At 36.1% G+C, this 15,618-nt stretch carries 17 protein-coding genes and 2 pseudogenes; 12 read left to right on the top strand and 7 right to left on the bottom strand.

Features of this window, described 5'->3' with window-relative positions; all coding sequences use genetic code 11:
- Positions 1–131 precede the first annotated feature (131 nt).
- The 7 genes from IQ226_RS10785 (at position 132) to IQ226_RS10815 (ending at position 7,250) form a co-directional block, all read left to right on the top strand.
- The gene (locus IQ226_RS10785) at positions 132–1,148 is read left to right on the top strand and encodes an N-6 DNA methylase (protein ID WP_370567120.1); all 1,017 of its coding nucleotides are present in this window, start codon (positions 132–134) and stop codon (positions 1,146–1,148) included.
- Between the two features lie 212 nt (positions 1,149–1,360).
- Complete coding sequence (locus tag IQ226_RS10790) at positions 1,361–1,678, top strand: hypothetical protein (protein ID WP_193895252.1); 318 nt, start codon at positions 1,361–1,363, stop codon at positions 1,676–1,678.
- Positions 1,671–2,090: a type II toxin-antitoxin system VapC family toxin gene (locus tag IQ226_RS10795; protein WP_193895254.1), complete on the top strand. Its 420-nt coding sequence runs from the start codon at positions 1,671–1,673 to the stop codon at positions 2,088–2,090. Before IQ226_RS10790 ends, IQ226_RS10795 begins: the two co-directional genes overlap by 8 nt.
- Entirely contained in the window at positions 2,091–3,428 is a 1,338-nt protein-coding gene (locus IQ226_RS10800) for a restriction endonuclease subunit S (protein WP_193895255.1), read from the top strand. It begins immediately after the preceding gene.
- Between the two features lie 14 nt (positions 3,429–3,442).
- The gene (locus tag IQ226_RS10805; protein WP_193895257.1) at positions 3,443–3,673 is read left to right on the top strand and encodes a type II toxin-antitoxin system Phd/YefM family antitoxin; all 231 of its coding nucleotides are present in this window, start codon (positions 3,443–3,445) and stop codon (positions 3,671–3,673) included.
- A gap of 2 nt (positions 3,674–3,675) precedes the next feature.
- The gene (locus IQ226_RS10810) at positions 3,676–4,089 is read left to right on the top strand and encodes a type II toxin-antitoxin system VapC family toxin (RefSeq protein ID WP_190348245.1); all 414 of its coding nucleotides are present in this window, start codon (positions 3,676–3,678) and stop codon (positions 4,087–4,089) included.
- A gap of 131 nt (positions 4,090–4,220) precedes the next feature.
- A complete protein-coding gene (locus IQ226_RS10815; RefSeq protein WP_193895259.1) occupies positions 4,221–7,250 on the top strand; it encodes a type I restriction endonuclease subunit R in 3,030 nt (1,009 codons plus the stop codon).
- 244 nt (positions 7,251–7,494) lie between these two features.
- Here IQ226_RS10815 and IQ226_RS10820 read toward each other — a convergent pair.
- A pseudogene (locus tag IQ226_RS10820) lies at positions 7,495–7,638 on the bottom strand (TMEM165/GDT1 family protein); the annotation flags it as partial.
- A 138-nt stretch (positions 7,639–7,776) separates the two neighbouring features.
- Here IQ226_RS10820 and IQ226_RS10825 point away from each other — a divergent pair.
- Positions 7,777–8,373: a type IV toxin-antitoxin system AbiEi family antitoxin domain-containing protein gene (locus tag IQ226_RS10825; RefSeq protein ID WP_193895261.1), complete on the top strand. Its 597-nt coding sequence runs from the start codon at positions 7,777–7,779 to the stop codon at positions 8,371–8,373.
- A complete protein-coding gene (locus IQ226_RS10830) occupies positions 8,370–9,299 on the top strand; it encodes a nucleotidyl transferase AbiEii/AbiGii toxin family protein (RefSeq protein WP_193895263.1) in 930 nt (309 codons plus the stop codon). Before IQ226_RS10825 ends, IQ226_RS10830 begins: the two co-directional genes overlap by 4 nt.
- A 167-nt stretch (positions 9,300–9,466) precedes the next feature.
- Here IQ226_RS10830 and IQ226_RS10835 read toward each other — a convergent pair.
- The 4 genes and pseudogenes from IQ226_RS10835 to IQ226_RS10850 all read right to left on the bottom strand — a co-directional run.
- Positions 9,467–9,601: pseudogene (locus IQ226_RS10835) on the bottom strand (TMEM165/GDT1 family protein); the annotation flags it as partial.
- 109 nt (positions 9,602–9,710) lie between these two features.
- The gene (locus IQ226_RS10840) at positions 9,711–10,049 is read right to left on the bottom strand and encodes a type II toxin-antitoxin system PemK/MazF family toxin (RefSeq protein ID WP_193895265.1); all 339 of its coding nucleotides are present in this window, start codon (positions 10,047–10,049) and stop codon (positions 9,711–9,713) included.
- Positions 10,036–10,260: a CopG family transcriptional regulator gene (locus tag IQ226_RS10845; RefSeq protein WP_027404252.1), complete on the bottom strand. Its 225-nt coding sequence runs from the start codon at positions 10,258–10,260 to the stop codon at positions 10,036–10,038. Before IQ226_RS10845 ends, IQ226_RS10840 begins: the two co-directional genes overlap by 14 nt.
- A gap of 157 nt (positions 10,261–10,417) precedes the next feature.
- Positions 10,418–11,035, bottom strand: a complete 618-nt coding sequence (locus tag IQ226_RS10850) for a TMEM165/GDT1 family protein (RefSeq protein ID WP_193895267.1) — start codon at positions 11,033–11,035, stop codon at positions 10,418–10,420.
- Between the two features lie 280 nt (positions 11,036–11,315).
- On the opposite strand from IQ226_RS10850, the gene arsM reads away from it, so the two are divergent.
- Positions 11,316–12,284 carry an arsenosugar biosynthesis arsenite methyltransferase ArsM gene (arsM, locus tag IQ226_RS10855; RefSeq protein WP_193895341.1) on the top strand — a complete coding sequence of 323 codons (969 nt, stop codon included), beginning with the start codon at positions 11,316–11,318 and terminating at the stop codon, positions 12,282–12,284.
- Between the two features lie 180 nt (positions 12,285–12,464).
- On the opposite strand, the gene IQ226_RS10860 is transcribed toward arsM, so the two are convergent.
- Positions 12,465–13,259: an Rpn family recombination-promoting nuclease/putative transposase gene (locus IQ226_RS10860; RefSeq protein ID WP_193895269.1), complete on the bottom strand. Its 795-nt coding sequence runs from the start codon at positions 13,257–13,259 to the stop codon at positions 12,465–12,467.
- An 80-nt stretch (positions 13,260–13,339) separates the two neighbouring features.
- Positions 13,340–13,924 (bottom strand): Rpn family recombination-promoting nuclease/putative transposase, encoded by a 585-nt coding sequence (locus IQ226_RS10865; protein WP_228039368.1) that lies wholly within the window; start codon positions 13,922–13,924, stop codon positions 13,340–13,342.
- 78 nt (positions 13,925–14,002) lie between these two features.
- On the opposite strand from IQ226_RS10865, the gene IQ226_RS10870 reads away from it, so the two are divergent.
- Together IQ226_RS10870 and arsS are read left to right on the top strand one after the other, a co-directional pair.
- Positions 14,003–14,350 (top strand): hypothetical protein, encoded by a 348-nt coding sequence (locus IQ226_RS10870; RefSeq protein WP_193895271.1) that lies wholly within the window; start codon positions 14,003–14,005, stop codon positions 14,348–14,350.
- 209 nt (positions 14,351–14,559) lie between these two features.
- Positions 14,560–15,561 (top strand): arsenosugar biosynthesis radical SAM (seleno)protein ArsS, encoded by a 1,002-nt coding sequence (arsS, locus tag IQ226_RS10875; RefSeq protein WP_193895273.1) that lies wholly within the window; start codon positions 14,560–14,562, stop codon positions 15,559–15,561.
- The last annotated feature ends 57 nt before the right edge of the window (positions 15,562–15,618 follow it).

The following is a 15,618-nucleotide window of genomic DNA, read 5'->3' on the forward strand; positions in this document are numbered from 1 at the left end:
TAATTGGTATGAAGTGCAAAGAAACTTATTCACTTTAGTTGTGCGCGACTACATTGTGGACAATCTTACCAATGCTTGTGCTGCTTCATCAACATAGATTCATTTTTTTGTCAATGCGTAAGTCCTAGATCATTGAAAATGACTGGTTAGAAGCGGTGGTTGCATTACCTGACCAGATGTTTTATAACACCGGAATTTTCACTTATATTTGGTTAGTTACTAATAAAAAAGCGGATCATAGAAAAGGTAAAGTACAGCTTATTGATGGTACAAAACATTACCAGAAAATGAAAAAGAGTCTTGGTAATAAACGCAATGAATTATCCCCCGCACATATTACCGAACTGGTGCGATTATATGGAGATTTTCAACATAATGGTATTAGTGAAGTAGAAACAGATGGACAAATAGAACAGCGAGTATGTTCTAAGATTTTTGATAATCGGGAATTTGGCTTTTTAAAGATTACGGTAGAACGTCCATTAAGATTAAATTTTCAAGTCAGTGAGGAACGTTTAGCGAGATTATGGGAACAAACAGCTTTTCAAAATTTAGCTACCACTAAAAAGCGTAAGGATGAAAAAGTACAACAGTTAGAAATATTAGAGGGTAAAAATCTCCAAGAACAGATTATTGATGCTTTGAAAAATATGCAATCTAATAAACTGTATTTATCCCGGACAGAGTTTGAAACTGACTTAAACAAGGTGTTAAAAAATGCAGGATTAACATTAAAAGCACCTGTGAAAAAAGCGATTTTAGCAGCATTGGGAGAAACTGACCCAGAAGCAGAAATTTGTACAGATGCTAAAGGAAATCCTGAACCTGATAGTAATTTACGTGATACAGAAATTGTTCCTTTACCAGATGATATTCCTTTACCTTTACCCTTGGAATATGGAGAAAAAGCGAGTGTCAATGAATTGATTAAGTTAGTAGAAAACCACTGTCAAGAATATTTAGAAAAGGAAGTTTTACCCCATGTTCCAGATGCTTGGATTGATTTTGATAAGACTAAGGTAGGGTACGAAATTCCTTTAAATCGGCATTTTTATGTATATCAACCACCCAGAAATTTAGATGCTATTGAGGATGATATTAAATCTTTAGAAACGGATATTATGGCGATGTTGGGGGAAATAGTTTAATGATAATATCCCCGATTTTTTTGATTACCACGTTAAATAAATTGGTTGATAATCTTACCTTTTTAATAAATTTTAATAAATTGGTTAATAAATTATCAATAGATGCTAGAAGTCGGGGATTTGGGTATGATGGGAAAATTGTTAATAAAAGTTTTCATCTTCCCTGGAATATGCTGTAAAATAAAAATACAAATTAGGGAGATTTTAAAATTATGCAAATCACAATAAATGTACCAGATAATTTAACAGATAAAATCCAGGATAAATTAGGTGATTTATCCGAAAAGATTATGAATAAATTAGCTTTAGAAGCTTTTTTAGAAGGATTGATTAATTTTAATGAATTTAGACAGATGTTAGGTTTTCAGGATGATGTCGCTTTCAAGGCTTTTTTATCAGCAAATTTTCCCCTACATTCTGGGGGGTTATTAAATTTAGCGGGGAGTTGTGCGGATATAGATTTTACCCTTGATGAACAAGGTATTACTGATGATAGGGATAATGATTTAGTAGGTGTTTTTGATGAGTAATTCTCCACTTATTTATTTACTAGATACTAATGCTTGTATTGTGTATTTAAAGAATAAAGGTTCTGCTATAAATCGCCGTCTTGACAGCATAGCAGCAAATAAGATTGCTGTTTGTTCTGTGGTGAAGGCTGAGTTATTTTATGGCTCAAAGCGTAGCAATAATCCTCAAAAAAGTTTAAATATACAACAGTTGTTTTTATATCAATTTTTATCTTTACCTTTTGATGATAATTGTGCGGAAATTTATGGACAAATTCGGGCTGATTTAACTAAAATTGGTACTCCTATTAGTTCCAATGATATACAAATTGCTGCTATTGCTTTGGCGAATAATTTAATATTGGTAACTCATAATGTGAGAGAGTTTAGCAGAATTGACGGGTTAAAGTTTGAAGATTGGGAAGTTAGTTAAATGGGTAAGTATCAGGGTTATGATAAGTATAAAGATTCTGGGGTTGAGTGGTTGGGGGAGATTCCTAATCATTGGGAAGTAAAACGATTAAAAAATATTGCATCTTGTAATGATGAATCTTTAGGAGAAAATACTGCTCCTGATTACGAAATAGAATACGTTGATATTTCCAGCGTTGATTTAGTTTCAGGTATTAAAAACTATGAAAACATGAGTTTTGATAAAGCTCCTTCTCGTGCTAGAAGAAAAGTACAAGATGGAGATACTATTGTTTCTACTGTAAGAACTTATTTAAAATCAATTGCTACAATTAAGCAACCACCTAATAATTTAATTGTTTCTACTGGTTTTGCAGTCATTAGACCAAAAATCAACATAAATCCTAACTATATTGGTTATTTGTTACAAAGCGAAGGATTTATTGGTGAGATTGTTTCTAGTTCGTTAGGAGTAAGCTATCCAGCAATTAATTCAAGCGTTTTAATTAGTTTACCTGTTGTTGAACCACCATTAGAAGAACAAGAAAACATAGCCCGATTTTTAGACTATAAAACCAAACAAATAGATGATCTGATAGCGAAGAAAGAAACCCTGATAGAAAAACTGGACGAAAAACGCACCTCCCTTATTAGTCACGCTGTCACCAAAGGGCTAGATGTAAATGTCCCGATGAAAGATTCTGGTATTGAGTGGTTAGGTGAAATTCCAAAGCATTGGGAAGTTCAAAAATTTATCAGGGCTGCTTTTTTTCAAGAAGGTCCAGGACTTCGTAATTGGCAATTTTCAGATAATGGAATTAGAGTTATTTGCGTAACAAATATCACTGATAAAGGAATTGACTTTTCCAATTATCAAAAATTCATTGAACAAGAAGATTACGAGAAGAACTACAAACACTTTACAGTAAGAAAGAATGATTTACTTTTATCTAGTTCTGGTAATTCTTGGGGGAAAGTTGCAGAATATCTTTCAGATGAAATAGTAATACTCAATACGAGTACCATTAGAATTAATCAACATGAAAATTTATGTACAGATAGAGTTTTTTTAAAATGGATATTGCAATCTGTGTGTTTACGAGAGCAGTTAAGTTTATTAATGACTGGTTCTTGTCAACCAAATTTTGGACCATCTCACTTAGCTAAAACAATTATTACAATTCCACCACTTGAAGAACAACAAAAAATAGCTGAATATTTAGACCAAAAAACAGCCCAAATAGAAGAACAAAAAACCAAAATTCAACAAGCCATAGAAATATTAAAAGAATACCGCACAGCCTTGATCACCAACGCCGTCACAGGTAAAATAAATGTAAGCCAAGTTGATATTCCCTAACCTCAGAAACCACCATGACACAAATCACCCTTGCAGAACTTCCTCAAAACCTACAAACCCTAATTAACCAAGCCCAAAAAACAGGAGAACCCCTGACCATTATCCAAAATGGTATCCCCTTCGCCATTATTTCCCCCATCCATAAAAAATCCCTCCTGCAAGCCCTTTCCACCCTTGAACCACTGGACGAAGACTTTGCAGATGTTGACGCAGGATTATTACCCTTAGATGATATTGAATTGTAAAAATGACTTATTTATACTTGTTAGATACAAACATCATTTCCGAACTAATTAAAAACCCTAGAGGAGTGATATTTTCAAAAATTCAAGAAGTCGGAGAAGACAAAGTTTGCACAAGTATTATTGTCGCTTGTGAATCAAGATTTGGAGCGAAAAAAAAGAACTCACCAAAACTGATAGAAAAACTGGAAATTATCTTAAATAGCATAGAAATCCTACCCCTTAATCATCCTGTAGAACAATACTACGCAGAAATTCGCACTGATTTAGAACAACAAGGAACTCCTATTGGAGGTAATGACTTATTAATTGCTGCCCATGCGTTGACATTAAATCTAACAGTTATTACCGCCAATGTTCGTGAATTTGCCCGCGTTCCTAATTTAAAAGTAGAAAATTGGCTCAACCCCAATTCATAATTTTAAAACAGTAAACCTCAACAAAATTAAAATATTTATATGTAAATTAAATGTTGGGTTGCGTTCCTTAACCAAACCTACCTTTTATACTTATAATACTGAAAATATTTACAATATTTGGTCATACACCAATGCACACGGAAAAAGAATTTGAAAACACCATCGAAAGAGAACTACTGCAACACAGTGGCTACCAGCAAAGTAACCCCGCAGAATACGACCCAGAAACCGCCCTTTTCCCCACAGAAATCATCAACTTCATCCAAACCACCCAAGATAAACAATGGCAACGCCTAGCCAGCAATAAAGACCCCCAAAAAATCCTTATAGATAGCCTCACCAAAGAACTCAAAAGCCGGGGAATGCTAGATGTCCTCCGTAATGGTTTCAAATGCTACGGTAAAACCTTACGAATCGCCTACTTCCAACCCAACACCGCCATGAACCCGGACACCTTGGCACAGTATCAAAAAAATCGCCTCACCATCACCCGCCAAGTCACAATTAAAACCGGAAAAATCCCTGATATCCTCCTCAGTATCAACGGCCTACCCATCGCCACCATCGAACTGAAAAACCCCCTCACCCAGCAAACCTACCTCAACGCCATCCACCAATACAAACAGGATAGAGACCCCAAAGACCCCCTATTTGTCTTTAAACAACGGTGCTTAGTCCACTTCGCCGTAGACACAGAAGAAGTATGGATGACCACCAAACTAGCAGGAGAAAATACTTACTTCCTCCCCTTCAACAAAGGCCATAACCACGGTGCTGGCAACCCACCGGGGGAAAATGGCGAATATCGCACCAGTTACTTTTGGCGAGAAGTATTAGCAAAAGATAGTTTATTAGATATATTAGCCCGATTTTTACACATAAAAATAGAAGAAATCAAAACACCCACAGCCACAGGAATTAACTATCAAAAAAAAGAAACCTTAATTTTCCCCCGCTATCATCAACTGGATGTAGTTCGTCAATTAATTGCACATACCAAAAAACACAAAGCCGGACATAATTATTTAATTCAACATTCCGCAGGTTCAGGAAAATCAAACTCCATTGCTTGGTTAGCACATCGGTTAGCCAACCTCCACGATAACCAAGATGAAAAAATCTTTCATACCGTCGTCGTCATTACAGATAGAACCATCTTAGACCAACAATTACAAAACACAATTTATCAATTTGACCATAAAGCTGGAGTCGTCCAAAAAATAGATGAAAACACCCAACAACTAGCCACAGCTTTAAATGATGGTGTCCCAATTATCATTTCTACAATTCAAAAATTCCCCTTTATTAATAAAGCCATTCAAACCTTAGCTAAAAAAGGTAAAACCATAGACATTACCACCAAAGATAAACGCTTTGCCATTATCGTAGATGAGGCACATAGTTCCCAAAGTGGAGAAACCGCCAATGAACTGCGGAAAATTCTTAATCAAGATGGCATTGAATCAGCCATTGCTGCCCAAATTTTAGCAGATGAAACAGAGTCAGAAGATTTAACAGACCAAGCCAAACAACAACTATTAAAAGAACAAATTGCCCGCACCAAACAACCCAACCTGAGTTATTTCGCCTTTACAGCTACCCCCAAACAAAAAACCCTCCTCGTCTTTGATGAACCAGGAGAAAACGGTCAATCTCCCTTTCATCTTTACACCATGCGCCAAGCAATTGAAGAGGGATATATTAAAGATGTATTAGCCAATTATACCTGCTATGAAAGGTATTATGAACTTGTCCGCACCTCCGAAGAAAATCCCGATTTACCCCGTCGTCAAGCAGCCAAAGCCATTGCCAGATTTATCGAACTCCACCCCCATAACATCGCCCAAAAAGTAGAAATAATTATTGAACATTTCCGCACCCATACCCGTCATAAAATTGGCGGTAAAGCTAAAGCAATGGTTGTCACCCGTTCCCGTGAACACGCAGTGAGATATAAACTGGAATTTGATAAATATATTAAAGCCAAAGGCTATAGTGATATTAAATCTTTAGTCGCTTTCTCTGGTTCTATCACCTTAGATGAATTACCAGATGAACCATTTACAGAAGTCAACATGAATGGAGGCATAAAATCTCAAGAAATTGCCGATAAATTTACCAGTGATGCTTACCAAGTATTGTTAGTAGCGAATAAATTTCAAACTGGATTTGACCAACCATTACTACATACAATGTTTGTAGATAAAAGGCTAGATGGAGTCCAAGCAGTGCAAACTTTATCTCGCCTCAATCGGACTACCACAGGGAAAGAAGACACCTTTGTACTGGATTTTGTCAACAAACCAGAGGACATTTACCAAGCCTTCAAACCCTACTATGAAGAAACTCCCGTAGGAGAAACAGCAGACCCCCAACAATTAAATGATTTATCCTATCAACTTTATCAATGGCAACTTTTTAGCCTAGATGATGTTAACCAATGGTGTGAAATTTGGTTTCGTCCCAAAACTTCTTTGACTGGAGGTGAACATAAAAAATTAAATACTTTATTAGATCCAATTGTAGACCAATATAAAGAATTAGCAGAAGCAGAACAAGAACAATTTAAAAATCAATTAACCAGCTTCCGTAATTTGTATTTATTCCTAGCGCAAATTATTCCTTATCAAGATTCAGAACTGGAAAAACTTTATGCTTACGGCAGATTTTTACTCAAGAAATTACCCAGAAGTAAAGACGCTCCCAAAATTGATTTATCTGGGGATATAGAAATCAAATATTATCGCTTAGAAAAAATCAGTGAAGGTAAAATTGATTTACAGTCAGGGACAGCAGAACCATTGCGCGGTGCTACAGCAGTGGGAACTCGTCAACCAGATAGAGAAGTTCCCCTATCCCAGCTTATAGACTCCCTCAACGAACGGTTTGGGACTAACTTCACCCCAGCAGACCAACTGTTTTTTGAACAAATCACCGAAACAGCAATTAGTAAAGATGATATCAAACAAGCTGCCCAAGTCAACAGCAAAGAAAACTTCGCCCCTGTCCTAGAAAAGCATCTGGAAGCGTTGTTTATTGAACGCATGGACGGGAATGAAAAGATATTTATGGAGGTGATGAATAATGAAGAATTTAGAGCGGTGGTGTTTGAGAAGTTATTAGCTAGTATTTATGAGAGTATTAAAGGTGAGTTGCTATAGCAATCCTAAATTAGTTATGAATAACAAGATACCGGACTTATTAGAGGATGTTTGAAAAGTTTTGAATGTATAAATTGACCCCTCTCCAAATCTCTCCCCGACGCGGGGAGAGGCTTTGAAAACCCCATTCCCTGGTAGGGAAGGGGGCAGGGGGGTTAGGTTTTTGGAGATTATGGGTTTTATCTGATACTTTTCAAACAGCCTCTTAGAGAAGTCCGGTATCTGAACTCTGTCAATGTTCAGTTTATTTTCCTTCTATGGCGGCGACTATACCAAAGATGATAAATAGAAAGCCACCCACGAAGGTGATTTGTCTTTCGGAAATTTTACCTGCAATTAATTTACCACCGATGAGGGCGATCGCTGCACAAATTGCGTGTCCTAATATCTTTTTCTACTTCTTTTTTTAATTTTAAGGATGCGTTAAAGAAAAATTTGTGATAAAATGTGGGCAATTGTTCACTACTGCTAGCAGTTTATCACATTTGATCACAAAAGTGTTGCAGTTAAATCCATTAATTTAATTATGTCCAAAACACAACAAGTGCTGGATTATGCTCGTCAGAAAGGCATAATTACAGCTAAAGATATAGAAGTACAAGGTATTCACAGACAGTATATTAAACGTCTTGAAGAGCAAGGGCTACTAATACGTTCTGCTCGTGGTATTTATACTTTTGTAGATGCGGAAATTACAGAAAGTCATACTTTGGCTGAAACTGCTAAACGAGTTCCTAGTGGGGTCGTTTGTCTTCTATCAGCACTCAGTTTTTATGAGCTAACTACGCAATCACCTTTTGAAGTATGGCTTGCTATTCCTCACAAGCATCGTCCACCAAAAGATAATCTTCTACCTCTAAGAATCGTTTATATGTCTGGTCAATCTCTAGAGGAAGGCATTGAAAACCATCTAATAGAGGGTGTTAATGTCCAGATATATTCTTTGGCTAAGACAGTTGTGGATTGTTTTAAATTTCGCAACAAAATTGGTCTAGATGTAGCACTTGAAGCACTTCGAGAATGTTGGAAAGAAAGAAGATGCTCAATGAATGAACTATGGCATTATGCTAAAATTTGCCGAGTCCATAATGTAATGCGTCCTTATCTAGAATCACTGCCATGACATCAAAAAAGCTTATTAATATAGCAGCATCTATCCGTTCTAGATTGTTAAATCTATCTAAAGAAAGAAGGGAAGACTATAATTATTTACTAATCCTTTATCTTGGTGAAAGGCTGCTATATAGGCTTAGTAAATCTCGATATCAACAACAATTTATTTTGAAGGGAGCTACACTTTTTAAGGTATGGAATGGTGAACCGCATAGAGCGACAAAAGATTTAGATTTTCTGAGTTCTGGCAATAATGAAGTCGAATATATAGAAAAAGTTTTTCAAGAAATTTGCTTAATAAATTGTGAAGAAGATGGCATTATTTTCTTGTCAGAATCTATCAAAGCTCAAGTAATAAAAGAAGATCAGCAGTATGAAGGGGTAAGAGTTGAAATTATAGGAAAATTAGGTACTAATCAGTGTAAGCTTCAAGTTGATATTGGATTTGGTGATGTTGTTACACCTAACCCTCAAGAAGAATTAATTAATACTATTCTTCTAGATACTCCAAAACCAAAATTGATAATATATCCTCGTGAAACAGTAATAGCTGAAAAGTTTCAAGCTATGGTTGATTTAGGTATAATAAATAGTCGCATGAAAGATTTTTATGATATTTGGTTTCTTTGTAAAGATTTTGAATTTCAAGGTGATTTATTTTGCCAAGCTATAGGAAATACTTTTAAACGACGCAAAACAGAAATACCAATAAAAGAACCTTTAGCTTTTACCCAAGAATTTACTAATAATCCACAGAAATCAAAAGAATGGGCAGCCTTTTTAAATAAAATTAAAAAGGGGAATCCACAACTTACCTTTGATGAGGTTGTCACTGTTATTAAAAGTTTTATAATGCCACCTTGTATAGCATCTGCTAAAGATGAAAAATTTGACAAAGTTTGGAATGTCGGAGGGTTTTGGCAAGAGATACAATAGACTATATAGTCGGATGCAATACAATCGAGGGCGGGGAAACCCCGCCCCTACAGGTTTTACAATTTAATCACTGTATCTCATTCAAGTGCATACCGCTATATTTACTGCTTGTTCTGCTTTATTAGCGGGCAGGATACCCGCAACACAAGAAATTTTTAATCTTGAGTTTATTTTCCTTCTATGGCGGCGACTATACCAAAGATGATAAAGAGGAAGCCACCCACAAAGGTAATTTGTCTTTCGGAAATTTTACCTGCTATTAATTTACCACCGATAACGGCGATCGCTGCACAAATTGCGTGTAGATGCGGAAATTACAGGAAGTCATACTTTGGCTGAAACTGCTAGTGGTCTGTCAAATTTCTATTTATAAATGAGGTTTAAGGTCAAGTGTATATGTTTTAATATCTGCTACTCCAAAGCTAAATGTAACTTAATAGCATCATTGACCAAATCTATCAACTCTTGACTTAAACACCCTACCACATCTCCTAAAATGCGCTGTTTAGAAATTGTCCGTATTTGTTGCGCTTGTACCTTAGAAGTTTTAGATAAACCGGAATCTTCTGGATTTAATAAAACCTCAAAAGGATATACACGACTCATATTAGATGTAATTGGTAAAATCGTCACCGTAGTAGAGGCATTATTATTAGCATCATTGCTAACAATGAGTACAGGACGGCGTTTATCCATTTCTGACCCCACTGCGGGACTGAGATTTGCAAGGTATATTTCACCACGTTTCATCTGTTAGCCCATCTCCTACAGTTAAATCCCATTCTGGGTCAAATTCTGCCGCAGCTTCCCGATAAGCTTGCTCTAGTTCCTGATAACGCAGTAATTCTATGGCTAACTCAATTACTTGAGAACGAGATTTACAGCCTTTAGTCAATTTATAATTTTCAATAAACTGCACCAAAGAGGATGGTAAAGAAATGGAAAGTTTTTCAGCTTGCATAGTATTACCAAAAGGTAATTATATTTTTCCTACTTTATAGTAACATAAATAGTGGGGGGTAATACACTTAACATTCAGCGACCAAGAAAACACACAAAAACCCAGAACCCCGACTTCTTAAAGAAATCGGGGTTCTAACATCTGTTTTCGATGTTAATTATTTTCCCTCTATAGCTGCGACTATCCCAAAGATGATAAATAGAAAGCCACCCACAAAGGTAATTTGCCGTTCGGAAATTTTACCTGCTATTAATTTACCACCGATGACGGCGATCGCTGCACAAATTGCGTGTCCTAATATTGCGCCGGCTGTGACACCAATGGGGTTATTCCCGGCTGCTAGGGCTATGGTGGCTATTTGTGTGCGATCGCCCCATTCTGCTATAAATGTTAATAGGAAAGACTTTAGTAAAATTGACCCAACGCTTTTTTGTTGGGAATTATCTAAATCTGCCTTTTCTACCGCTTCTTGTGCCTCTTCTACTACTTCTTCATTAGGAGATTTGGGCATTTTATTGGCATCATAAATTAACTTCAAACCAAAGGCAATAAATAAAGCTATTTCGGCATAATGAATAATTTGTTCTGGCAAAAAAGATACGACTTGTCCAAATGCAACTGACAAAATAGTCATAGCCGCTAAAGCAGCCACCACACCAGCAAATACCAAACGCCGCGAATGGTGCATGGACAATATCACAGCAATAAAAAATGTTTTATCGCCTAATTCGGAAATGGTAATTAATAATAAACCTGCGGTAAAAGCTGTTAGCACTCTCTCAAACTCCTAAAGGATTTTTTACCTGTGTGGAGTATCAATGAGAGCAATCAAACCTCACTGAACTCCACATAGTTAAATGTGTAGTCAGTGAAGGTCTCGCTTTCAAATACTTTATTTATTCGCTATCTAAACCAGGCTCATCACCAGTATGTTGACTTAGATATACTGAACAGAAAATTTTGATTTACTGTCAGCAGCTACTCCCCTTCTATTAGTCATGTATAATACTCTTTTTGACCATAAAAGTCAAGTCAGAAACCCTAATTTTAAGATTATGACCTATTTAGAAACCGCAGCCCAATTTTACAGCCAAGTTGCCCAAACACCAGAAATAGGTCTTTGCTGTGTCCAAAGTACACCTTTACAACTACCAGGACTGAAAATTCCTCTAGCTATGCAGGAAATGAACTATGGTTGTGGAACTACAGTCCATCACAATGAACTCAGTAATGAACCCACCGTTTTATATGTTGGTGTGGGTGGTGGGTTGGAAGCTTTGCAATTTGCTTATTTTTCCCGTCGTCCCGGTGCGATTATTGCTGTCGAACCTGTGGAAGCTATGAGAGAAGCTGCAACCCGTAATTTAGAAATTGCTGCAAAGGAAAATCCCTGGTTTGATCCTAGCTTTGTCGAAATTCGTCCGGGAGATGCTTTTAATTTACCTGTTGCGGATGCTTCTGTAGATGTAGTAGCGCAAAATTGTCTGTTTAATATTTTTGAACCAGTAGATTTAACTCGCGCTTTAAAAGAAGCATATCGAGTATTAAAATCTGGTGGACGCTTGCAGATGAGTGACCCGATTGCAACAAGTCCAATTCCTGCTCATTTACAACAAAATGAACATTTACGCGCCTTGTGTTTATCCGGCGCACTTACATATCCAGAATATACTAACTTAATTATTAATGCTGGTTTTGGCCAAATTGAAATTCGCGCCCGTCGTCCTTATCGCTTATTAGATAAACACAATTATCAATTACCGGAAAATCTACTTTTAGAAAGCCTGGATTCTGTGGCTTTTAAAGTAGATATTCCCGCAGATGGTGCTTGTATTTTTACTGGTAAAACAGCGATTTATGCAGGTAAGGAAGCATTTTTTGATGATAAGAATGGGCATATTTTACAAAGAGGAATTCCTGCGGCAGTTTGTGATAAAACAGCGGCAAATTTAGCAGTTGTAAATCCTGAAGAAATTATAATTACTGATTCTACATGGTATTACGATGGTGGGGGATGTTGTTAATCTTATACAGCACTTCCCTTCAAACCCGTAGGGGCGGGGTTTCCCCGCCCTCAATTGTATTAGAGCAAGAACTGCTGTATTCTGAACCACAGAAGACACGGGGAAGAAGAGATTTTATTTAGCTACCATACAGAAGTATGAGAACAAGAAAAAATGTTTTGAATTAGGTGTTATTTAAAACTATGATTCTTGAATTTCCTTTTGTAAAGCCTGAATTTGCTGAAGAGATAATTCCGTAATTTCAGCAATTTGTCCTAAACTCATGCCAATTCGTAACAATTTTAAGGCAAACAGTCTTGTTGTTTCAGATTTACCTTCAGATTTACCTTCTTCTAAAGCTTCTTGATAAACTCTGGTTTGTTTCAACTCACTTAAACCTAACATAGCTTCAATCTCCTTTCTGCTTTTTTTGGGTAATTTGTAGACGATAATTGTCTCAATCAGATTAATTAAATCCCGTTTGATTTTGGTATCAGTTAGTTGTTGGTTTGCTTGTGCAATTAAGCGTCTTGCCAATGCTGGTGCAGCTTTCTCTGTTTCTATTACCAGTTTAACAACTCCTACTCCTAAAGAACTCTCTCCCAACTCATCTAAATAAATGCGTGTAACTCTTTCAAGCAGTAAGATTTCCCCAAATTGTAAATTCTGTTCTCTTTCTATATTACGACTAGGATAGATGATGACAGCTTGCCAAGGATGAAGAGTTTTGTATTGTCGCAGGTAGAGAAAAAGCTCTGCAAAGAGACGATAATATAAATCATCATCGGGTTGAAATTGAACCTCGACAATGTAAAATGGTTTTTTCGGATCTTTAGTGGTTGGCAAAAATAAACCATCTAAACGAAAAGCCAGTTGTTTAACTTCACGAGAGGTAAATTCATAAACATCTGCTTCTGTGGGAGAATTATTAATTAATTCAAAAAAGATGCTAGGAAATGCTTGAAATAAGCTATAGAAAATTGTATCGGTTTTCACGGTAATTGAGTAATTTAACTCATGTTCCCATACAGAAGTATGAGAACGAGAAAAATGTTTTGAATGGGTATGAATTAAAACTATGATTCTTGAATTTCCTTTTGTAAAGCCCGAATTTGTTCCAGAGATAATTCCGTAACCTCAGCAATTTGTTCTAAACTCATGCCAATTCGTAACAATTTTAAGGCAAACTTTCTGGTTGCTTCAGCTTTACCTTCTTCTACAGCTTCTTGATAAACCCTAGTTTGTTTCAACTCACTTAAACCTAACATAGCCTCAATCTCCTTTCTGCTTTTTTTGGGTAATTTGTAGACGATAATTGTCTCAATCAGATTAATTAAATCCCGTTTGATTTTGGTATCAGTTAGTTGTTGGTTTGCTTGTGCAATTAAGCGTCTTGCTAATGCTGGTGCAGCCTTATCTGTTTCTATTACTAGTTTAACAACTCCTACTCCTAAAGAACTCTCTCCCAACTCATCTAAATAAATGCGTGTAACTCTTTCAAGCAGTAAGATTTCCCCAAATTGTAAATTCTGTTCTCTTTCTATATTACGACTAGGATAGATGATGACAGCTTGCCAAGGATGAGGAGTTTTGTATTGTCGCAGGTAAAGAAAAAGTTCTGCAAAGAGACGATAATATAAATCATCAATATAAATCATCATCGGGTTGAAATTGAACCTCGACAATGTAAAATGGTTTTTTGGGATCATTGACAAAGTATTAGAAAATGTAGGATTTTTATGGCTCGCTATACCTGTGCGTTTATTCTTTCTGTGAACATAGACAATCTCCAAGCATTACTCATAGATGTACTAAATGATCTTGAGTTGGATGTTCAATACCACACATCTGATTACATTATGGCTCGTGAAATTCCTGGTAACGCATCCTTCTCTGAATTAGTGACAGTAGAGGTAATGATTGATACAATTACTGCTACGGAAACGGAAATCCGGATGACTCTCCTGGCCAAGAATGAGGAACTGCCATTAATACTGGAAAATCACTGCCGAAAAATCTTTGAGTATGTGAAGCAAGCGATTAAAGGGAGCCGACATTGGCATTTAATTGAAGAAATTTGTGGTTAAAAAAGATACGTATTGTGCGTATACTAAAAACGGGTCGCAGCCTTACTATTGAAATCGCTAAAAGTATTGATATACAAAGATTTTTGCCTCGGCAAAAGTCTAACAATCGTCCGTTTTTAGTATAACGCTGTCGCTAAAGCACCCTACAAATACTTAGATTTTTTCAAAATTCAAATACTATTACTATATGATCTTTAAAATATCCTCTTATGGAAATTCGTGCTAGAGATGCTTCTATGATTACACCTTTTTTTCAGCAGCTAAATTCACCTTTAACAAAAAAGGAAATTAACGTTTTACAAATTAATTTGGGAAAGCGTTGTAATTTAGCTTGTAACCATTGCCATGTAGAAGCTAGTCCCAAAAGAACAGAGGAACTGACACCGGAAATTTGTCAACAGTTAATTACTTTAATTAATACGTTTCCAGAAATCAAAATTGTTGATTTAACTGGTGGCGCACCAGAAATGAATTATGGTTTTAAGCCATTGGTAGAAGCTGCTATAAAAGCAGGTAAACAGGTAATTGTGAGATCAAATTTGACAATCTATTTTGTAGAGGGATTTGAGGATTTACCAGATTTCTTTGCTCAACATCAAGTTAAAATTGTGGCTTCTCTTCCCTGTTATTTGGCAGACAATGTGGATAAAATGCGAGGGAATGGTGTTTTTGAACAATCAATTAAGGCTTTGCAATGGTTGAATAAAATTGGTTATGGTCAAAACCCAAATTTAGTTTTAGATTTGGTGTACAATCCTCCATTACCAAATAGTGAAGATTTTTCTTTAACTCCCGAACAGGGAAATTTAGAAAAGGCTTATAAAACCTTTCTGTCTGAAAAGTTTGATATTCAATTTAATCATCTTTTCACAATTACTAATATACCTGTAGGGAGAACAAAGTTCCATTTAGGACGAAAACAACTTTATTCTAGGTATTTGCATTTTTTAGAGTCTCACTTTAACCCCAACACAATTGATGGTTTAATGTGTCGTGAACAACTTTCTGTTGATTATTTAGGGAATATTTATGATTGTGACTTTAACCAAATGATGAATTTACCTGCAAAAACTAGCAATGGTGAAAAGTTGACGGTGAGCAAATTATTAGAAATTGGTAGTTTAGATATAATTAATGAAATCCAAACTGCTGAATATTGCTATGGTTGTACTGCGGGGTGTGGTTCTAGTTGTGGTGGTGCTATAGTATAAAGTGACAAATATTCTAATTTTTAAATGCAGTATGATGAAGTGAGTTAAGTCTCCTCA

Origin of the sequence: Dolichospermum sp. LEGE 00240 (assembly GCF_015207875.1) — a bacterium.
Classification (GTDB): Bacteria; Cyanobacteriota; Cyanobacteriia; order Cyanobacteriales; family Nostocaceae; genus Dolichospermum; species Dolichospermum gracile.